The sequence below is a fragment of the Parviterribacter multiflagellatus genome, from assembly GCF_056863265.1.
The window spans coordinates 324749-345505 of the sequence record NZ_JBXPIZ010000008.1; the positions used below are offsets into that span (position 1 = coordinate 324749).

Below are 20757 nucleotides of genomic sequence, written 5' to 3' on the forward strand. Positions count from 1 at the left end.
GACCGGCGCCACCGCACCCCCGCGTCTGTCTCGGCGCCACCGCATCGCCCACAGAACGACGACGGCCCGCTCCGAGAGCGGGCCGTCGTCGTCAAGCAGGTGCACCGCGCCGCGCGGCGGGCGGCGGCGCGGGCGTCAGGCGGCGGGCTACGCCGCGGCGCCGGCCTCCAGGCCCGCGGCGGCACGCAGCGTGGCGGCCTTGTCCGTCCGCTCCCACGTGAAGTCGTGGTCCTCACGGCCGAAGTGGCCGTAGGCAGCGGTCTTCTGGTAGATCGGGCGGTGGAGCTTGAGCTCCTCGCGGAAGGCGCCCGGGCGGAGGTCGAAGTGCTCGTTGACGAGCTCGGCGATCCTCGCGCGGCCGATCTTCTCGGTGCCGAACGTCTCGACCATGACCGAGACCGGGTGCGCGACGCCGATGGCGTACGCGACCTGGACCTCAGCGCGGTCGGCCAGGCCGGCGGCGACGAGGTTCTTGGCGACGTAGCGCGCGGCGTACGCGGCCGAGCGGTCGACCTTCGACGGGTCCTTGCCGGAGAACGCGCCACCGCCGTGGCGGGCCATGCCGCCGTACGTGTCGACGATGATCTTGCGGCCGGTCAGGCCCGCGTCGCCCACCGGGCCGCCGATGACGAACCGGCCCGTCGGGTTGACGAGGAAGTTCTTGCGGAGCTTCTTCTCGTCGTAGAGCTCCTTCGGGAGGATCGGCTCGACCACGTGCTCCCAGAGGTCGTCCGGGATCAGGTTCTCGGCGCCCTCCTTGTGCTGCGTGGAGATGAGGAGCTTCTCGATCTCCACCGGCTTGCCGTCGCGGTAGCGGACCGAGACCTGCGTCTTGCCGTCAGGGCGCAGGTAGTTGACGACCTCGGCCTTGCGCACGTCGGCCAGCCGCTTGGCCAGCTTGTGGGCGAGGGAGATCGGGAGCGGCATGAGCTCCTCGGTCTCGTTCGACGCGTAGCCGAACATCATCCCCTGGTCGCCCGCGCCGGCGATGTCGAGAGCATCGTCGTCGGACGGGTCGGTGCGGGTCTCGAACGCCTGGTCGACGCCCTGGGCGATGTCCGGGGACTGCTTGTCGAGCGCGTTGATGACGGCGCAGGAGTCGGCGCTGAAGCCCAGGTCCGCGTCGACGTAGCCGATCTTGCGGATCGTCTCGCGCGCGATCTCCTGGATGTCGACGTAGGTCGAGGTCGAGATCTCGCCAGAGACGACGACGAGGCCCGTGTTCACCAGGGTCTCGCAGGCGACGCGGCCGTACGGATCGTCCTTGAGCACGGCGTCGAGCACGCCGTCGGAGATCTGGTCCGCGACCTTGTCCGGGTGACCCTCGGTCACGGACTCAGAGGTGAACAGGTACTCGTTGTCGGAAAGCTGCTGGGTCATGGGATCGAAAGGAGGATCTCCGCTGTCGTCTCCCCCTCGTCACCGTGCGAGCGGACCCCGACCGAGCGGATCTTCCGAAGGTCGTCACGGGCGGCCAGGTAGGCGCGGCTCTCGTTGAGGCCGGTCTGCTCGCCGAGCTCGAGGAGCTGGCTGAAGTCGAGCAAGCCTAGCGATGTCACCACTCCCGGTCGACTTTCGCCCATTTCGCCGAGGCGTTCGCTCTCGGCCAGCCCACCCTCCGTTCGCGCCACCTTCCGGAGCGCGTCGACGCCGGTGGCCACGATGAGCCTGCCGCGGACGATGGCGTAGCTCAGCGTGACGCCGTTCGGGAACGCCAGCGTCGTCGCCGTCACGCGGTCCCCGAGCTCCTGCGTCCGCCACGTCGGCGCCGCCTCGCCCTCGACCGTGAGGAGCTTCGCCAGCGGCTCCTGCAGGCGCCGCAGCGCGCCGCCCGTCCGCGTCGCGTCGTCGACCTCCGCGACGAGCGCCAGCTGCGCCCCGGGCGCCCCCTTGAGCGCGACCACGGCGACCTCCCCGTCGAGCACCCCGAGCAGGTCACGCTGGAGCGCCCCGCTGGTCTCCTTGCCGAGCGCGTCTCGCAACCGCGTCAGCACGTTCCCGAGCCCGTCCGCCTGCGTCCCGCCCACCGCAGACAGCAGCAGGTTGCCGAGCGCGTCACCGAACCCACGTGAGCCGAGGTAGGCCATGGCGTCCGCGGGCACCGCGTCGAGCAGCGCCGGGGTGAACGGCCGCGGCGTCGTGGTGCCGGGTCTCAGTGCGGATCTGACGCGGACGCGCACGCGCCCCTCCTCGGGCACGAGGGCCAGCCCTACGCCCTCGAGCCCGTCCTGCTGAAGCAGCGTCGCGAGCGTCCCGACGACGCCGCCGTGGGGCACGAGGACGCGCCGCAGCCCGTCCGCCGTCGCGTACGCCTCTGCGACGCGGTCGTCCGGTTGCCCGGCGGTCGCGCGCCGGTACACGGGGTCCTCCGTGAGGTCGTCGCCCTTGCCGGCGGCGCGTTCGAGCGCGCCGCGCACGGTGGCCTCCTGGCCGATGAGCAGGTGTCCGTCGGTGATCGCCACTGAGACCGAACCGTAGGTGTCGATCTGCGTCCCGTTGAACGTGCTCTGTGCCTTCTTCGTGGAGCCTTCGTCAAGGAAGTCGCGCGCCTTCTCCTCGTCATCGACCGCGACGACGACGAGCGAGCCCGCCGTGCTGCCGCCGGTGTCGACGAGCGCGAACGCCGCCTCGTCCCCCAGCCAGCCCGAGACGTCGTCAACCGACACCGGGTCGTTGGATCCCGACAGGCGTTGCAGGATCCCGTCGCGCAGCGCCTCCCACGACCCGAACCGCCCCAGCACCTCTGACGCGCGCGCGACGGCGTCGCGGTCGGTGTTCGTGCTGATGTTCGCCCAGACGAGGGTGCCGCGGGGGGCGAACTTCGCCGCGTCGGTCGACGGGGGCCCATCGTCGCCGCTCGAGGCGAACAGCGACACGAACAGCGCCGTGGCGGCCGCGAGGGCCAGTGCGGCGAGGGCGACGAAGGCGGGGCGGCGCCGCAGCACCGCTGGCGTCACGCCGCGCGCTCGCTGCGTCGCTGCTTGCGCTCGTTGAAGTCGATGATCAGGGGCACGCCCGCAAAGCCGTAACGCTCTCTCAGGCGATTCTCGATGAAGTACGCGTAATCCCGCGTAACTCTGGTGCGAGAGTTCACCTGGATGGCGAACCGCGGCGGACGAGTCTCGATCTGGGCCATGTACAGCAGCTTCAGGCGGTGGTTCTGCTTGGCCGGCGGCTGGCGCGCCTGGACGGTCTCGCTGAGGAAGCGGTTGAGGTCCGACGTCGGGATGCGCGTGCGCATCCTGTCCGCCAGCGCGACGGCCTCCTGGAGGACGCGTTGCACCTGACGGCCCGTCTGCGCGCTCACGGTCAGCACCTTCGGGCGCAGGCGCAGCTTCTGGTGCACGCGTGCGCGCTCGTGCTCGATGTCCGAGCCGACGCCCGCCTCCTCGTCCTGCAGATCCCACTTGTTGAGGATCAGCGCCGTGGCGCAGCCGGCCTTCATCGCGAGCTCGGCGATGCGCATGTCCTGCGAGGTGACGCCATCCTGCGCGTCGCACACGACGAGCGCGACGTCGGCGCGCTCGGCCGCGCGCTGCGAGCGCAGCGCCGTGTAGTACTCGACCGACTCGCTCACCTTCGCCTGGCGCCGCATGCCCGCGGTGTCGACGAGGATGATCCGGCGCCCGTCGTACTCGAACGGCAGGTCGATCGCGTCGCGGGTCGTGCCCGCGACGTCGGAGACGATCACGCGCTGCTGGCCGAGGATCTTGTTGACGAGCGAGGACTTGCCGACGTTCGGCCGGCCGATGACCGCGAGGCGGACGATGTCCTCGTCCTCCGGCAGGTCGCCTTCCGGCAGCACCTTCGTGATCTCGTCGAGCAGGTCGCCCGTGCCGAGACCCTGCGCGGCGGAGACCGCGACAGGCTCCCCGAGGCCGAGCGCGTGGAACTCGTGCGCGAGCAGCAGGTCCTTCGGGCCGTCGATCTTGTTCGCGCCGACGATGACCGGCTTCGGCCAGCGACGCAGCAGGTCGGCCAGCTCGTCGTCGCCCGGCCGCAGCCCGGCCTTGGCGTCGACGATGAAGACCGCGACGTCCGCGTCGTTGAGCGCGGCCTGGGCCTGCTCGCGGATCGAGCCGGCCATGGGGTCCTCGTCGGAGAAGTCGACGCCGCCCGTGTCGATCAGCGTGAAACGGCGGCCGTTCCACTCGCACGGCAGCTCGTTGCGGTCGCGCGTGACGCCGGGGCGCTCGTGCACCACGGCCTCGCGCGTGTTCGTCAGGCGGTTGACCAGCGACGACTTGCCGACGTTCGGGTAGCCGACGATCGCGACCTTCCTCATGCCGTCCGCGCCCCTTCCGCCAGCGCGACGATGCGCTGGACGACCTCGTCGATGCCCAGCCCGGTGGTGTCGACCTCAACGGCGTCGTCCGCGGGCCGCAGCGGCGAGTCCTCGCGCGTCGAGTCGCGCTCGTCGCGGATGCGCTGCTCGACCAGGACGACGGCCGGGTCGGCGCCGAGCTGCGCGGCGCGGCGGTGCGCGCGCTCCTCGGCGGATGCGGTGAGGAAGACCTTGACCTCGGCGTCCGGCGCGACGACCGTGCCGATGTCGCGCCCCTCCGCCACCCAGTCGGCCTGCGCGATCAGCCGGCGCTGCTGCTCGACGAGCGCCTGGCGCACCTGCGGGTCGGCGGCGACCTTGGACGCCTGCTCGGAGACCTCGGGCGTGCGGATCAGCGACTCGACGTCCTCGCCCTCGAGCAGCACGTGCCCGTCGGCGGCGAAGCCGACCTCGGCGAGATGCGGGAGGCCGTGGCCGCGCAGGGCGGCGAGCGCGACCGCGCGGTACATCGCCCCCGTGTCGAGGTACGTGAAGCCGAGCGCGTCGGCGACGGCGCGCGCGACCGTGGACTTGCCCGCGCCAGCGGGGCCGTCGATGGCGACAAGCATGGTGTCGAGAGGGTAGTGGTGGGCCTTCGCCGCCGCGGGTGGAGTGGTCGTCGGCCGGTTATGTCATCCTGGCTCGCGCAAGTCATGCCGAGCCCGGCCTGCCCTCTGGGGCGTCCGGGGCGGGGGAACCACTCGGCGGCCGTCTCCCGGCCGCCTGGGGCGAATCGCGGCCAGGGTGCCGCGTAGCGCGACTCGACGCGCGAGCCCGTCAGCTCACCTCGTAGGCGCCCGAATCGAGAGACGTAGGAGGACCGCGTCGATGCGGCACGAGGACGATGGCCTGTTCAAGGGCTTCCCAGGCGAGCGCGATCTCGCCGATCCCGCGCACTGGGAGCGCTCGCGCGAGCGTGCGCACCAGGGTCGGCGGCTGGCCGCCCTGAGTGCGCGCGCCCGGCGGCGACGCAAGGCAACGACGGTCGCGCTCACCGGCGCGGTGGCCGCCGCTCCGGCAGCGCCGATGGTGTCGATGGCGGTGGCGCAGGACAACCAGAGCGCCCCGAACGGGCAGGCCGATCCTCCACCCGCCACGAGCGACGCGTCGTCCGGGCGGGCGTCCGCGGAGCTCCTGCGGTTCGGCTCCACGGGCGACTCGGTCGCGCAGGTGCAGCGCCGTCTCGGGGTCGACGACGACGGCATCTTCGGCCCGATCACCGAGCGCGCGGTCAAGCGCTTCCAGGCGCAGCACGGCCTGTCGGTGACCGGCATCGTCGACGCGCGCACGTGGTCCGCGATCTTCAACGCCAAGGTCGTCTTCATGAAGGCCAAGGACGCGCCCGCGGTCGTGCGGGACGCGATCGAGCGCGAGGCGCCCGCGTCGACCGTCAGCGCGCAGGACGACGGGCCGGGCGCCGCGGTGCGGACCGTGTCCACCACCGGCGACGACGCGGTGCAGGACGAGACGGCGTCGCGCGGCGGGAGCGGCAGCGCGCGGGGCGACGCCTCGCCGAGCGACAGCGCCGCGCTGGAGGAGGACCTCGAGCAGGGCGACGCCGCGACACCCGAGCCGGAGACGACCGCGCCGTCGGTCGCGAGCGGCGGCGGGTGCTCGACGACGACACCGGTGAGCGGCACGGTGACCGGGTCGTACGGCGAGGACCGCGGCACGCACGCGCACTCCGGTCAGGACATCGCCGCACCGACCGGCACCGCCGTGCGCGCCGCGTCGTGCGGCACCGTCACCAAGGCGGGCGCCGACAGCGGCGGCTACGGCAACCTCGTCTGCATCGAGCACGACAGCGGCAAGACGTCGTGCTACGCCCACCTCAGCGAGATCAAGACGTCCGCCGGCGAGACCGTCCGCGCGGGGCAGGTCATCGGCAGCGTCGGCTGCACCGGCCGCTGCTCGGGTCCGCACCTGCACTTCGAGGTCCGCGACGAGTCCGGCAAGGCGACCGACCCGAAGCCGTACCTCGACGGCACCGCGCAGCTGTCCACCGAGCAGCAGGCCGCGCTCGGGAAGAGCACCGCGACGTCGTCGAACGCCACCGCCGGCGCCGTGGCCCGCAAGGCGTCCGCGGCGCGCGTGAGCGGTGGGGCGACCGCCGCGCCCGCCGCGCAGATCGCCGCGACGCAGTACGAGGCGGCGCCCGCTGCCGTAACGGCGGCGCAGACCACGACGGCGCAGCCGCCGGCCGCACCGGTCGCGGAGACGACGACCGCCGCGCCGGCCGAGACGACGACACCGGCGCCCGTCGAGACTGCCGCGGCGGCGCCGAACGAGGCCGCCGTGGCGGAGGTCGCGCCCGCGCCGGAGCCGGCGCCCGTGGCGGAGACGACGGCGGTCGAGGCGGCGGCGCCCGCCGCGCCCGCAGCTCCCGCGCCGGACCCCGCAACGGAGGCGGTCGAGGCGGCAACGCCCGCCGCGCCCGCGCCGGCGGCGGAGCCCGCAACGCAGCCGGTCGAGGCGGCAGTGCCGGCCGCGCCCGCGCCCGCCCCGGTGGCGGAGACGGCGCCGGCGGAAGCGCCCGCCCCGGTGGAGCAGGCCGCGCCCGCGCCCGAGCCCGCGGCGGCCGCCCTGCCGGAGACGGACACCGCGCCCGCGACGGATGGCTCGGCGCCGACGGCGCCGGACGCCGCGATTCCGGCGACGGACGCCGCACCCGCGGCGGCGTAGCCGCCCCGCGCGGGATCGACGTCACCCCGGCGCCGGGACGAGCGCGGCGGGTGACGTCGTGCCCGCGTGGCGCGCCGCCCACCCGCCGCGCCGGGACGCGCCCGGACGCGGGTGGGGTCAGGTCGACAGGAGCGAGGCCACGTCGGCCTCGAAGTGCGGGTAGGAGACCGCGGCGGCCTCCATCCCGACGACCTCGACGCCCTCGAGCGACGCCATGCCCGCGATCGCGCCGAGCATGGCCAGGCGGTGGTCGCCGTGGGACTCGATCACCCCGCCGCGCAGGCCGCCGGTGCCCTGCACCACGAAGCCGTCCGGGGTCGCCTCGATCGACGCGCCCAACCCGCGCAGACCGTCGACGACCGCGGCGATGCGGTCGGACTCCTTGAAGCGCAGCTCCTCCGCGCCCCGCACGACCGTCTCGCCCTCCGCGAAGCACCCGAGCAGCGCCACCAGCGGCAGCTCGTCGATCGCCAGCGGCACCTCGTCCGCCTCGACCGTCGTCCCGACCAGCGGCCCCGCGGTCACGTCGATGTCGGTGACGGGCTCGGACGTCGGGATCGACTCCCCCGGCTCGGGCTCGAAGTCGGCGACCACGATGCCGCCCATCCGCTGGACGATCCGCATGAAGCCCGTGCGCGTCCAGTTCACGCCGCAGCCGGTCACGACCAGCCGCGAGCTGGGCACCAGCACCCCGGCCGCGATCATGAACGCGGCCGACGAGGGATCGCCCGGCACGACCAGCGCGTCGAGCTCCAGCTCATCCGCCGCGGCGACCGTGACGAACCGCCCGTTGCGGTGCACGCCCACGCCCGCCGCCGCGAGCATCCGCTCGGTGTGGTCGCGCGACGGCACCGGCTCGTGCACCGTGGTCGCGCCCTCGGCGAGCATCCCCGCCATCAGCACGCAGGACTTGACCTGCGCGGACGCGACCGGCAGCTCGTACGTGATCCCGTGCAGCCGGGAGCCGACGACCTCGAACGGCGGGAACCGATCGTCGCGCGCATGCAGCACGGCCCCCATCCGCCGCAGCGGCTCGGCCACGCGGTCCACCGGGCGCTTGCGGATCGACGCGTCGCCGTCGAACGTCCACGACCGCCCTTCCTGCGCCGCCAGCCAGCCGGGCAGGAGCCGCATCAGCGTGCCCGCGTTCCCCACGTCGATGCCGCCCGGCACCTCGCGGGGCTCGCGCAGCCCGACGCCGCGGATGACCAGCTCGCCAGGTCCTCGCTCCTCCACGAGCGCGCCCAGGGCGCGCATCGCGTTCAGCGTCGAGATCGTGTCCTCCGCCATCAGGTAGCCGGTGACGTGCACCGGGTCCTGCGCCATCGCGCCGAACATCGCGGCGCGGTGCGAGATCGACTTGTCGGGCGCCGCCGCGACGGACCCGCGGAGCCGTTCCACCGGTGAGAAGCGGACGTTCATGCGCGCGCGACGGGGATGTCGAGCTCGGCGATGAGCGCTTCCGCGCGCGCAGCGTGATCGGCGCCGCTCACCCAGAGCGATACGCGTCCCTGCCGGAAGTCTGCCGAGGGGCTGAGTGCCATGTCCACGATGTTGACGCCGGCCCGCCCGAGCGCGAGGGCGATCTCGGCGATGACGCCGGGCCGGTTCGGCACCGATGCTCGCAGCTCGTGCACGTCACCGCCCTCCAGGCCCGCCTCGAGCAGCGCGCGCCGGTCGGCCGCTGCGCCGTCGTTCCAGGCGGTGATCGCCTCGGCGTCGCGCGCGACCAGCGCGGCGCGCACCGCCTCGAGCCGGGCGATCGTGTCGTCGATCCGCTCCACGAGCGCGTCCGCGTTCCCGAGGTAGATGTCCGTCCAGATGCCGCTGTTCGCGCCGGCCACTCGCGTGGCGTCGCGGAACGACGGCCCCGTGGGCGGGACCTGCTCCCCACCGAGCGCCCCCGCCGCCTGCGCGACCATCACGTTGGCGACGACGTGCGGGAGGTGGGAGATCGAGGCCATCACGCGGTCGTGCGTCTCGGCGTCGATCGCGGCCGGCCGCGCGCCCAGCCCCGTGACGAACCGGTGGAGCCGCTCGAACAGCACGCCCGACGTGCGCGGCCCCGGCGTGAGGTACCAGGTGGCGCCGTCGAAGAGGTCCGACCGCGCGTGCTCGACGCCGGCCGTCTCCGCGCCCGCCAGCGGATGACCGCCGCAGAACCGCTCGTCGTCGAGCACGACGGCGCGCTTGGTGGAGCCGACGTCGGTCACGACGCAGTCGTCCGGCGCGGCGGCGAGGACGTCCGCGACGAGCGCGGGCAGCACGCCGACGGGGGCCGCGACGATCGCCAGCTGCGCTTCGTCGACTGCGGCGCCGAACGAGGACGCCGCCCGGGAGATCGCGCCGCGGTGCAGTGCGGTCGCGAGCGCGTCCGGCGACGGATCCCACCCGACGACCTCGGCGTCGAGCCGCTCGCGCGCGGCGAGACCGACGGACCCGCCGATGAGCCCGACACCGATGACCGCTGTGCGCACGCCGCGCAGCCTAGGAGACCCTGAGGCCGCGCGGCGTGCCGAACGGCACGATCAAGCAGCCACCGAGATCGACTTCCCCGCGACCGCGGCGGCCGCCTCGACCTTCCCGAGGTACCGCGCGAAGTCGTCGGCGACGATCTGCTGCGGCCCGTCGCAGATGGCCTCCTCCGGGTTCGGGTGCGTCTCGACGATGATCCCGTCCGCGCCCACCGCGGCGGCCGCCAGCGACAGCGGCTCGACCAGCGCGCGGCGGCCCGCGGCGTGGGACGGGTCGACGATCACCGGCAGGTGCGTCAGCTCCTTCAGCACCGGCACCGCGGTGAGGTCGAGCGTGAACCGGTAGGCGGTCTCGAACGTGCGGATGCCGCGCTCGCACAGCAGCACGTTCTCGTTGCCCTCCTTGAGGACGTACTCGGCGGCCATCAGCAGCTCCTCGATCGTCGAGGACAGCCCGCGCTTGATCATCACCGGCAGCCCGGACCGGCCGACCTCGGTCAGCAGCGTGTAGTTCTGCATGTTCCGCGCGCCGATCTGCACGACGTCGGCGACCTCCGCGAGCGGCTCGATGTCGCGCACGTCCATCAGCTCGGTGACGACCGGCAGCCCGGTCTCCTCCTTGGCCTCGGCGAGCAGCCGCAGGCCCTCGACGCCGAGCCCGCTGAACGCGTACGGCGACGTGCGCGGCTTGTAGGCGCCGCCGCGGAACATCGTCGCCCCGGCGGCCGCGACGACGCGCGCCGTCTCCAGCGTCTGCTCGCGCGACTCGACCGTGCACGGCCCGGCGATCAGCGCGAAGTGGTCGCCGCCGACGCGGCGCCCGCCGATCTCGAGCACCGACGGCGCCCCGTGGCGGATCTGCGCCGACGCGAGCTTGTACGGCTTGAGGATCGGCACGACCCGGTCGACGCCCGGACTCGCCTCCAACCCGAGTCGCTGGACGTGCTCTCGGTCCCCCACCGCGCCGACCACGGTGACCTCTTCACCGGCGCTGACGTGGGCCCGCGCCCCGACACCCTCGACCCGCTCGACGACGTGCCGGATCTCGTCCTGCGTCGCCTCGGGCTTCATCACGATCATCATCTCTCTCGGTCCTCTCGGTCGAACGACAACTGCGGATGGAGGTCCAGCGGCGTCCGGCCGAATCGCGCCCACGTCAGGGCACGACCAAGGTGCAGGCCGAACGCCTAGAGAAATCGCCAGGAGGCGAGATAGCCCGCGAAGGCAAGGTGCTGCGTCGTGGTCGCGGGCGTGGCGCTCATGGCTACCCGGCCAGCATGACACACGCCGGCCGCGCCCGGCAAGGGCCGCCGCCGTGAGGCGGAGCACGGAGCAGGCGTGCGGACGATCCCCGATGGCGCGCGGCGCCGCGCGGAGGTAGCGTCGGCAGTGAGCCGCCATGACCTCCCCCACCGTCCAGGCGCTCGTCGCCGCCGCGACCCGCGCCGCCAACCCGCACAACAGCCAGCCGTGGTGGTTCGAGGTCGACGACGCGCAGATCGACGTGGTCGCCGACCTCGAGCGGCGCACCGGCGCGCTGGACCCGCTCGACCGCGAGCTGCAGATCGGGCTCGGCTGCGCGATCGAGAACATCACGGTCGCGGCGCCCGCGCACGGGCTGCGCGCCGACGTCGAGCTGCTGCCCGACCCCGCCCGGCCCGAGCTGGTCGCGGAGATCCGCCTCACGCCCGGCCCGACGGTCGCGTCGATGGAGGCCGAGGCGATCGCGCGCCGCCGCACCGACCGTGCGCCGTTCGGCGACCTGCCGGTCGGGGCCGAGACGCTGGTCGAGCTGGCACGCAACGTCGAGGAGCTGCCCGGCGTGCGGCTGACGTGGATCGTCGAGGAGCACGAGCGCGCGGCGTTCGGCGACCTGATCGTGCAGGCCGCGCACGCCGTCGCCGAGGACGAGGAGCAGTCGCGCGCGAGCTACAAGCTCGTCGGGCCCGAGGGCCTGACGCTCGCCGCGCAGGACCTGCCGTGGACGCTGCGCGCGGCGGCCAAGGTGCTCCCCGTCTCCCGTGCCCGCGCCGACGCGACCTGGCTGAAGCGCACGCGCCGCGTCCACACGCACACGGCCGCGGCGTACGGCGTCATCTCGGTGCCCGACGCTTCGGACCCGCGCCACCGCCTGCGCGGTGGCCGCGCGCTGGAGCGCGTGCACCTCGACGCGACCGTGCTCCACCTCGCGCTCCAGCCGATGAACCAGCCGACCGAGCGCGCCGACCGCGAGCGGCAGCTCGGGCTGGAGCCCCGCTTCACCGAGGCCCTGCGCGCCTACGCGCCGGCGGGCACCGAGGTGCTGACGACGTTCCGCATCGGGCACCCGTGCCGGCCCGGGCAGCAGCGGGCGCAGAGCCCGCGCCGCCCGGTGGCGGACGTCATCCGCGAACGAGCTCCGCGAGCGCCGTCAGGAAGCGCTCGTTCTCGGCCGGCGTCCCGTACGTGACGCGCATCGCCCCCGGCTTGCCGAGCGCCCCGCCGGCGCGGACGAGGATGCCGCGCGCGGTCAGCCCCTCGAGGACCGGCTGCTCCTGCTCGGGGTCGGAGAGCGTGAGCCACGCGAAGTTCGCCTGCGAGTCGGCGACGTGCACGCCGAGCCGCGACGCGCCCTCGGCGATCGTCAGCCGCGCGGCCACCGCGCGCTCGACCCGCTCGGCCACCGCGTCGCCGTGCTTGATCGCCTCGGTCGCGGCGGCCTGGGCGAGCGCGTTGCAGAAGAACGGCTGGCGCACCTGGTTCACCGCCTGCACGAACGCCTCGGAACCCGCGAGCGCGTAGCCGACGCGCAGGCCCGCGAGCCCGTAGGCCTTGGAGAACGTGCGCAGCAGGACGAGGTTGGGGAACCGGTCGAGCAGCTCGAGCGAGGCGTCCGGGTCCTCCAGCAGGTTGAACTCGCAGTAGGCCTCGTCGACGATCAGCGCGACGTGGCGCGGGACCCGCTCGGCGAACGCCGCGATCGCGTCGAGCGGCAGCGCGGTCGACGTCGGGTTGTTCGGGTTGCAGACGATCACCAGCCGCGTCGCCGCGGTGATCTCGACCGCCATCGCGTCCAGGTCGTGCTCGTCGCGCTCGTTCAGCGGGACCGTGATCGCCCGCGCGCCCGAGGCGGCCGCGAGGTGCGGGTAGACGGAGAACGACGGCCACGCGTAGACGAGCTCGGCGCCCGGCTCGAGCAGCGCGTCGCCGGCGGCGAGCAGGATGTCGCAGGAGCCGTTGCCGATCGCGATGCGGTTCGCCGGGACGCCGTAGCGATCGCTCAGCGCCGCGCGCAGCGGGCCGTTGGCGGGATCGGGGTACCGGTTCAGCCGCCCGATCGCCCGCGCGATCGCCTCCTGCACCTGCGGCAGCGGCGGGTCGGGGGACTCGTTCGACGCCAGCAGCGCGACGTCGTCCGGGAGGGCGTAGCCGCCGGCGGCGGGGTACACGGTGATGCGGCGGATCCGCTCGGCGAACTCGATCGGCATGTCCACATCCTGACACCGGCGCAGCGTGGGTTCGAACCCGCGGAAGTACGAAGATCGCGTGAAAGCCCTGGACAAGCGCCGCTCCGTTCTCTAGGTTCGACCGCGATGTTCACGTTCCAGCCCACCATGCCGGTCGCCCAGACGCACGTGCCCTTCGCGGGGACGTCGGCGACCCCGTGGGCGGAGCGCCTCACGGCCGACAAGCGCACGCGCTACTAGCGGAACGGAGCAGATCATGCACCCGTCCGCGAGTACCGCGGGCGGGAGTCGCAAGACGCTCCTCACCCGCGAACACGTCATCACGAAGATCCAGCGGTGGAACGCGCTCTTCGGAGAGCCGCCGTCCACGGCCGACTGGAACCCGTCGCTCGCGCGTTGGCGCGCGCAGGAGTGGCGCATCGAGCGCTACCGCCAGGGCGACCCGGAGACCGGTGAGCCGTGGCCGTCGCTCAACGCCGCGAAGCGCCTGTTCGACGGCTCGTTCGACGCCGCCGTCCGCGAGGCGGGGCTCGTGCCGCACCGGCCGGGCCCGCGTCGCCGTGCGGCCGGAGCTGCCCTGCCGAAGGTGGAGCAGCGCGAGCCGATGGCGCCCCGCGACGTCGATGCGGAGCTGCTCGCCGCGTCCGAGCGCGTGCTCGAGGCCGAGCGCCGTGCGCAGCGTGCCGAGGCACGCGTCCAGCGCGCGGTCGATCGGGCCGAGCGGGCTGAGGCGAAGATCGCCGACGCCCGCGAGCGCGTCCGGACCGTCGAGCGGCGCGCCGTCGAGCGTGCGCGCGGCTCCACCGCCGCGACCCAGCACCGCCGTCCCGCCACGGACGAGCGGGCGGTCCGCGCTGCCCAGGCCCGTGCGGCCCGGGCCGAGCAGACCGCCCGCGACGCCGAGGCGCACGCCGCCGAGCTCGCCCGCGCCCTCGAGGCCGCGGAGGAGCGGGTGGCGCGCGTCGAGGCGGCCCGGGCGGCGGAGGTCGCGGCGGCGGCGCTGGCGCACGAGGTCACGGCGAACGGCAACGGCCACACGGGTCCGGCGCCGGCGAACGGCAACGGCCACGCGGTCGCGCGGCTCACGAGCGCCCACGGGCGCGTCGCGGGGGCGCGCGGCAACGGTCACGGCACGCTCGTCGAGCACCGGGTGCGGGCCGCCGAGCAGCGTGCGATCGCGGCCGCCAGCGCGGCGGAGGCGACGCGGGCCTGCGAGGTGATCTCCGCCCGCCGGGCGCGGTCCGAGCGCGACGCGGCGGTGGCCCGTGCCGAGGCGGCCGAGCGCCGGGTCCGCGAGCTGGAGCGCGGCCGTCCGCTCTCCCCCGCGGAGCTCGACGAGCTGCGCGCGGGCGGGAGCGGCCCGGTCGGCCCCGGCCCGCTGGCCGAGGCGGTCAAGGGCCTCGCGGCCGCCCGTGCGACGAAGGACCGGGCGCGCGTCCACGACGCGCTCACCCAGGTCGCCCGCGCCGCGGTGCGGTGGCGGGAGCGGCTCTAGCGGCCGCTCCCCCGCCGGCCCGGCCACCCTCCGCGAGGGGCGACGCTCCGCTTCCTGGCGCGTCGCCCCTCACACGGAGCCCTCCGACGGGAACACCATTCACTCCGAGCGTCCGAATGCGACCCAAAGCGCGAGTGCGAACGCGCCAAAGATGAGCGCCCAGAAACTCAGTGGTTCCTGAGGGGAGCGAGACGCCGGGACACGTGGGACACGCAGCGTCCCATCGGCCCGCGCGCCGGCCGGAGCGACGACGCCGAAGTCACCGGTCGTTCACTTCAGAGACACGGAGGGTGCCCCGCGACCGCACCGAGGCCGAATCTACCGAGGGAACGTCGCCGAAACGGAACACCTGGTCCCGCTTCTGCGTAGCGCTCCCTGCGCAAAAGCGATCTACCGGTAAGTGGATCATCGAAGGGTCCAGCGGAAAAGGTCTGCTCCGCGACCGGACCCGTCCGGCGACGCCGGCCTACGTCGAACGTTGAGTCACTGCGCCGACTCAAGGTCGCGGCGCAGTTGCCTTGCCTCGCCGAGGTAGACATGCTGCGTCCGGTGACTCTCGGTCGCGTAGTAGTGCATGAGGATCCTGATCACACGGGGCAGGGAGCCCGGCACGGCGACCTCGCGCGCGCACAGCAGGGGCACGCGGTCGAAGCCGAGGTTGCGCGCCGCGACGGCGGGGAACTCGGCGTCGAGGTCGTCCGTGAGCGTGAAGATGCAGCTCACCACGTCGTCCGTGGTGAGCGTGTTGCGCCGCATGATCTCGCGCAACAGGTCCTCGGTCGCGCCCAGGATGAGCTGGGCGTCGTTGGCGTCGACGGTGGTGGCGCCGCGAAGCGCGAAGAGCCGCATGTGGCCCGAGTTCCTAGCAGGTCACGGTCAGAAGCCCGGGCCACCCGGCTGCATCCGTCCCGCCGTCTGGTGTAACGGAGCTGCATGTCGGGGTACCCAACCAACGCTCGGCCGTCGACCGTGGAGGGAGGTCATGTGGGCGACGAGCCTGACGCTGCGCGCCTCCAGACCGAGGCGCGCCGGCTCCTTGCGACGTTCACGTCGGACGCGAGCCTCGACGACGCCGTCCGGGCGCTCGCCGAGGAGTTCGGGTGCGGCGCCTGCATCATGCTCTTCACCCCGGGCGGCGAGGCCGCGGTCGCGGCCGGCGGCCACCACCCGGACCCGGACCTGTGCGCGGTCATGGCCGAGCACGCCAACTTCCTCCAGCGCGTCGACACGTCGGACGTGCTGGAGGGCGTCCTCCGTGGCGAGACCGTCAGCGTCACGGCGGAGCAGGTCGAGTCGGATCTGACGGAGACCACCCCGGAGGTCCGCGCCGTCGCCGAACGCATCCGCCTGCGCGCGGTGCTCGGCGTACCGGTGCGTCTTGGTGAGCAGATCACGGGGGCGATCCTGTTGAGCCGACACGACGACGACGAGCGGCCGTTCACGGACGACGACCGGGAGCGCGCCGAGGACGCGGCCCGGGGCCTCGGCCCGGCGCTCGACCACGCCCGCTTCCGCGCCGCGTTCGAGCACGCCCCGACGGGCATGGCGCTGCTGAGCGTCGGCGGCGGAGGGCGCCGCACCACGATCCTCGAGGTCAACGCCGCGCTGTGCCGGATGGCCGGGGCGACGCGCGAGCAGCTCGTCGGGATGGACCCGACGCTCCTCGCCCACCCGGACGACCGCGAGACCGACTTCGACCAGGTCGCGCGCCTGTTCGCCGGCGGCCTGCCCGCCTTCTCGCTCGAGCGCCGGTTCGTGCGGCCCGACCACTCGGTCGTGTGGACGCAGCTCCACGTCTCGATGATCCGCTCGGCGAGCGGCGTCCCCACCCACCTCGTCGTCCAGGTCCAGGAGATCTCGCACGAGCGGCGGCTGGCCGCGCTGGTCGAGCACACGCAGGACGCGATCGTCGGCACCGATCCCGACGGCACGGTGCGGAGCTGGAACCGCGGCGCCGAGCGCCTCTACGGCCGGCGTGCGGCGGAGATCCTCGGCCAGTCGATCGAGCTCACGATCCCGCCCGAGCGGCGCGGGCGCAGCGCGCACCTGATCGAGCGGGTGATGCGCGGCGAGGACGTCGTCGGGTTCGAGACCCAGGCGCTCACCGGCGACGGGCGGCGGATCGACATCGCGCTCTCCCTCTCCCCCGTCCGCGACGCCGAGGGACGCGTGACCGGCGTGGCCGGCGTCGCGCGCGACATCACCGAGCGCAAGCGCTCGGAGGCGCTGACGCGGGGCATCCTCGAGGCCGCGCTGGAGGGCATCGTCACCGTCAAGCCCGATGCGACGATCGTGGGCTTCAACCCGGCGGCAGAGCGGCTGTTCGGGCGCAGCGCCGACGAGGTGCTCGGCCAGTCGGCGACCGACCTGCTCGTCGCCGAGCCGGACCGCGAGCAGTACGCGCGCACGCTCGCCGCGCTCGCGGACGGCGAGCAGGCCGAGGGCCGCACGTTCGAGCTGCACGGCTGCCGCGCCGACGGGACGGCGTTCCCGGTCGAGGTCGCGATCTCGCGCGTGCCGGGCGACGAGGTCCACATCACCGGCCACGTGCGCGACGTCAGCGACCGCCAGCGGCGCGCGCTGGAGGACCGGCTGCTCGCCGCGCTCACCCGGCAGGCGCTGGAGGGAAGCGACGCGGTCCAGCTGATGGACGACGCCGCGGGCGCGGTGGCGCAGGTGCTCGGGGACGTCGAGGTCGAGGTCCACGAGCGCGTCGGCGCGGGCCGCTCGGTGCTCCGCGGCACGCGCGGGGCCGACGAGCAGCGGCCGCGCACGTTCGACGTGGTCGAGGGCGAGGCGCTGCACGCCGCCGGGCCCGCCGGGACGCTGCTCGCGGGCGCGAAGGGCCAGCCGGAGCTGCCGTCGCCGTGGGTCGAGGCCGGGGTGCGGTCGGCGCTCGTCGCGGCGTTCGGCGGGGACGAGGACGCGGCCGGATGGCTGTGCGTGCTCGCGCACGACGAGCGCACGCCGTCGGCCAACGACCGCACGTTCGTCGAGGCCGTCGCCAACCTGCTCGCCACCGTCCTCGCGCGCCGCCAGGCCGAGCGGGAGCTGGCGCACCGCGCGCTCCACGACGGGCTGACCGGGCTGCCGAACCGGACGCTCTTCCTCGACCGGCTCGCGCACGCGCTGGAGCGCCTGCCCGAGAGCGGTGCGGGGGCTGGCGCCAGCGCGAACGGCAACGGGAACGGGCACGTCGCGCCGCCGCTGGCGGTCATCTGCGTCGGGCTGGACCGCTTCAAGCAGATCAACGACACGCTCGGCCACGCGGCCGGCGACGAGCTGCTGCGCGCCGTCGCCGAGCGGCTGCGGGCGACACTCGACGAGGACGACACGCTGGCGCGGGTCAGCGGCGACGAGTTCGCGATCCTCCACGAGCCGCGGCCCGGACGCTCGGGGCCGATGACGTGCGCCGACGCGATCGTGCGCGCGGTCTCCGGGACGTACACGCTGGCCGACCGCGACGTGGTGCTGACCGCGAGCGCGGGGATGGTCGTCGCGGGCGAGGAGGACCGGGAGCCCGCCGCGCTCCTGCACGACGCGGTCGTCGCGATGTACCGCGCCAAGGAGGAGGGCGGCGGCCGCTACTCGGTGTTCGCCAACCCGATGCGGCGGCGGCTGATGGAGCGCGCGCGGATCGAGCGCGACCTGCGCACCGCGCTCGAGCAGGAGCGGCTGGAGGTGCACTACCAGCCGATCGTGGGGCTCGGCGACGGGACGATCCGCGGCGTCGAGGCGCTGCTGCGCTGGCGCTGCCCGCAGCGGGGCCTGGTCCCGCCGTCGGACTTCATCCCGGTCGCCGAGGAGAGCGGGCTGATCCTGCCCATCGGGCGCTGGGTGCTCGAGGAGGCCTGCCGGCAGCTGCGGGCATGGGACGACGAGGGCGTCGAGGTGCGGACCGTGTCGGTGAACCTGTCCGCGCGGCAGCTCGCCGACCGCGAACTCGCGCCGGTCGTGATGGACACGCTGTCGCGCGCCGGCGTCGTGCCGGGCCGGCTGGAGCTGGAGGTCACCGAGTCGGTGCTGCTGCAGGAGAGCGAGTGCGCGCGGGTCGCGCTCGACCGGCTGCGCGGCGACGGCGTGCGCATCCTGCTCGACGACTTCGGCACGGGGTGGTCGTCGCTGGGCTACCTGCGGCGGCTGCCGGTCGACGGGCTCAAGATCGACCGCTCGTTCGTGTCCGGGCTCGGGGAGAGCGCGGGCGACCGCCACATCGTCGGCGCGATCGCCGGCCTGGCGGACGCGCTTGAGCTCGACACCGTGGCCGAGGGCGTGGAGACGATCGCGCACGCGCGGTGGCTGCGGACGCTCGGGTGCGGCGTCGCGCAGGGTTACGTGTTCGCACGGCCGCAGTCCGCGGCGGACGTGGAGGCGGTGCTCCGCAGCGGGCTGGCGCGGAACGGGCTGAGCGAAGCGTTCGGGCCGGTCGCCGGCGAGGAGGAGGCGGCCAGCGACGAGCAGCCGACGATGACCCTCGGCGAGGCGCAGCGCGCGCTGGGCGTCTCCCCCTCGACCGTGCGGCGGCTGACCGACGCGGGCCGCATCCGGAGCGTGCGCACGGCGGGCGGGCACCGGCGCCTGGTGCGCTCGGACGTGGAGCGGGTGCGGCGCGAGCGGGCGGGCGACGGCGCGCCGGTGCGGACCGTGGCGTTCCCCGCGGGACCGCTGCCGCAGACGGCCGACCTGCTCGCGACGGCGGGCGAGCGGTGCGTGCACCTCGCGTCGCGGCGGGTGTACGACGGCGAGGGCGACGGCTGGTTCGGCTCGCGCGCCGCGGCCGGGCCGCTCGCGACCTGGGCGGCGGCGCTGGAGGCGGCGTGCCGCGGCGGCGACTACACGCGCGCCTCGGACGCGACGACCGACCTGCTGATGCGGGCTCGCCAGGGCGGCGCGTCGGTGCTCGAAGCGCACCTGCTGCTGGAGCAGACCGGCGCGGTCGTCGCGCGCGTGCTCGCCGACCGGGGCGGGGACGAGCACGAGATCGGCGGCGTGCGGCGGCTGTTCATGCGCCTGCGGAACGACGCCCTGGCCGGCGTGGGCTAGGGCCGCCGCTACCGCCGCCGCACGGCGGGACCGGCGAGTCGGAGCACGCCGTACCGCACGAGAACCCATTAAGAGGTAGCCCCTGCCATCGCAAAGCTGTCGCAGGCCTACCGCTAGACACACGCGCGTTGCCAAAATTTCTCGTCTGAATAAGGATCGTCACATCGACGGCTTCGGTCCGCACGTCGGATCGGTTCCAGCTCTCAGGGGCCCAAGGAGGTTTCATGCGCGTACCAGGGATGGCTAGGCGTGCTGCTGGCGGCTCATCGCCTGCCCGGACGCACGGCGCGTTCACGTCGCTAGTTCTCGTCCTCACGGCGACCGCCGCACTTGCGGTGGGCGGAGTATCCGTGGCAGGCGACTTCGGGGAACTCATCACGCCCGACCAGGCTGCCGAGGAACTCAAGGCGACGGATCCGGCGGCGATCGGCTCCGGCGCTAACGGCGATGCAGGCGTTGAGGCGACGACGTCTGGCTTCGAGGTCACAGGAACGAAGAACAAAGTCGAGATCCCGCAGCACGCTTCCGAGCCGCTCGCGATCGAGACGCAGAGCGGAACGCTCGAGCTCGATCCCGTCCGCATCAGCCCGGCAGCGACCGACGGCGAGGCCGTAAACGACGACAGCGCCGTCGTCTACGCCAACACCGGGACCGACTCCGACACCTCGGTCGTCCCGACCGAGAGCGGTGTTGAGACGTTCACCAACATCCGCAGCGAGGCGGCTAGCGAGGACTTCAGCGTCAAGGTCGACCTCCCTGGGGACGAGCAGCTCAAGCAGGTCGACGACCACACCGTCGCGATCGTCGATCCGACCCCGGTCAAACCCGACGATCATGCGCTGCCGGAGCCCGCCCAGCCTGGAACGTCCGAGGCGGCTCGCGCGAGGGAGACGAGTGGCCTGCCGGATGTGAGAGACCCCGACCCTGCTGCCGCTGCCGAAGCCCGAGCCGGCGTCGAACAGGCCGGGACGACGAAGCCCGATGTCCCCGAGGACGAGATCCACCAGGACGTGAAGCCCGACGAGGCGACGGCGGCCGACCTGAGCGGGAAGCCGCCCGCGGGTCAGCCTGAGGGCGAGCCCGACGACACGAGCGCCGTCGACGCCTCGACCCTCGAAGCCGCCCAGGCTGAGGCCGAGACGCACGCGGAGGATCTTGCGGCCGGAGCGCTAGATGTAAGTCCTGAGGACGTTGTTTCGTCCGGGCCTCTTCGGAGGCTGGGTGGTGCCAACCACGCCCAGCTCTCCGAAGGAGGCACCGGATGCGGCTGCACGCTAACGCGGCGCTCAGTCT

The 20757-nt window shown here is 73.9% G+C and carries 14 protein-coding genes and 1 riboswitch; of the genes, 5 read left to right on the top strand and 9 right to left on the bottom strand.

Going from position 1 to position 20757, the window contains the following annotated elements; translation table 11 throughout:
- Nucleotides 1-147: 147 nt before the first annotated feature.
- The 4 genes from metK to cmk are packed head-to-tail and all read right to left on the bottom strand — an operon-like array spanning nt 148 to nt 4893.
- Entirely contained in the window at nt 148-1380 is a 1233-nt protein-coding gene (gene metK / locus AC1UE5_RS18875) for a methionine adenosyltransferase (protein ID WP_482926370.1), read from the bottom strand.
- Nucleotides 1377-2957 (bottom strand): DUF3352 domain-containing protein, encoded by a 1581-nt coding sequence (locus AC1UE5_RS18880; protein ID WP_482926372.1) that lies wholly within the window; start codon nt 2955-2957, stop codon nt 1377-1379. Before AC1UE5_RS18880 ends, metK begins: the two co-directional genes overlap by 4 nt.
- Nucleotides 2954-4285, bottom strand: a complete 1332-nt coding sequence (gene der / locus AC1UE5_RS18885) for a ribosome biogenesis GTPase Der (RefSeq protein ID WP_482926374.1) — start codon at nt 4283-4285, stop codon at nt 2954-2956. Before der ends, AC1UE5_RS18880 begins: the two co-directional genes overlap by 4 nt.
- Complete coding sequence (gene cmk / locus AC1UE5_RS18890) at nt 4282-4893, bottom strand: (d)CMP kinase (protein ID WP_482926376.1); 612 nt, start codon at nt 4891-4893, stop codon at nt 4282-4284. Before cmk ends, der begins: the two co-directional genes overlap by 4 nt.
- A gap of 75 nt (nt 4894-4968) precedes the next feature.
- Nucleotides 4969-5138: riboswitch (cyclic di-AMP (ydaO/yuaA leader) on the top strand.
- A gap of 14 nt (nt 5139-5152) precedes the next feature.
- Between cmk and AC1UE5_RS18895 the strand changes: the two genes are divergently transcribed.
- Nucleotides 5153-7006 (top strand): peptidoglycan DD-metalloendopeptidase family protein, encoded by a 1854-nt coding sequence (locus AC1UE5_RS18895; protein ID WP_482926378.1) that lies wholly within the window; start codon nt 5153-5155, stop codon nt 7004-7006.
- A 117-nt stretch (nt 7007-7123) separates the two neighbouring features.
- Here AC1UE5_RS18895 and aroA read toward each other — a convergent pair whose 3' ends face one another.
- Genes aroA through aroF form a run of 3 tightly spaced genes read right to left on the bottom strand, consistent with a single transcriptional unit; the run spans nt 7124 to nt 10563 of the window.
- Nucleotides 7124-8407 (bottom strand): 3-phosphoshikimate 1-carboxyvinyltransferase, encoded by a 1284-nt coding sequence (gene aroA / locus AC1UE5_RS18900; protein ID WP_482926380.1) that lies wholly within the window; start codon nt 8405-8407, stop codon nt 7124-7126.
- Nucleotides 8408-8424: 17 nt separating this feature from the next.
- Entirely contained in the window at nt 8425-9483 is a 1059-nt protein-coding gene (locus AC1UE5_RS18905; RefSeq protein WP_482926382.1) for a prephenate dehydrogenase/arogenate dehydrogenase family protein, read from the bottom strand.
- Between the two features lie 51 nt (nt 9484-9534).
- On the bottom strand, nt 9535-10563 hold the full coding sequence (gene aroF, locus AC1UE5_RS18910) for a 3-deoxy-7-phosphoheptulonate synthase (protein ID WP_482926384.1): 1029 nt from the start codon (nt 10561-10563) through the stop codon (nt 9535-9537).
- Between the two features lie 316 nt (nt 10564-10879).
- On the opposite strand from aroF, the gene AC1UE5_RS18915 reads away from it, so the two are divergent.
- Nucleotides 10880-11929, top strand: coding sequence for an Acg family FMN-binding oxidoreductase (locus AC1UE5_RS18915; protein ID WP_482926386.1), 1050 nt, complete (start codon nt 10880-10882; stop codon nt 11927-11929).
- On the opposite strand, the gene hisC is transcribed toward AC1UE5_RS18915, so the two are convergent.
- Complete coding sequence (gene hisC / locus AC1UE5_RS18920) at nt 11862-12947, bottom strand: histidinol-phosphate transaminase (RefSeq protein ID WP_482926388.1); 1086 nt, start codon at nt 12945-12947, stop codon at nt 11862-11864. The genes AC1UE5_RS18915 and hisC overlap by 68 nt on opposite strands.
- 235 nt (nt 12948-13182) lie before the next feature.
- Between hisC and AC1UE5_RS18925 the strand changes: the two genes are divergently transcribed.
- Nucleotides 13183-14421, top strand: coding sequence for a hypothetical protein (locus AC1UE5_RS18925; RefSeq protein WP_482926390.1), 1239 nt, complete (start codon nt 13183-13185; stop codon nt 14419-14421).
- A gap of 483 nt (nt 14422-14904) precedes the next feature.
- On the opposite strand, the gene aroH is transcribed toward AC1UE5_RS18925, so the two are convergent.
- On the bottom strand, nt 14905-15270 hold the full coding sequence (aroH, locus tag AC1UE5_RS18930; RefSeq protein ID WP_482926392.1) for a chorismate mutase: 366 nt from the start codon (nt 15268-15270) through the stop codon (nt 14905-14907).
- A 135-nt stretch (nt 15271-15405) separates the two neighbouring features.
- Between aroH and AC1UE5_RS18935 the strand changes: the two genes are divergently transcribed.
- Nucleotides 15406-19464, top strand: a complete 4059-nt coding sequence (locus AC1UE5_RS18935; RefSeq protein WP_482926394.1) for an EAL domain-containing protein — start codon at nt 15406-15408, stop codon at nt 19462-19464.
- A gap of 350 nt (nt 19465-19814) precedes the next feature.
- Nucleotides 19815-20757, top strand: a 943-nt coding sequence (locus AC1UE5_RS18940; protein WP_482926396.1) for a prolipoprotein diacylglyceryl transferase, incomplete at its 3' end; no start/stop codon positions are given.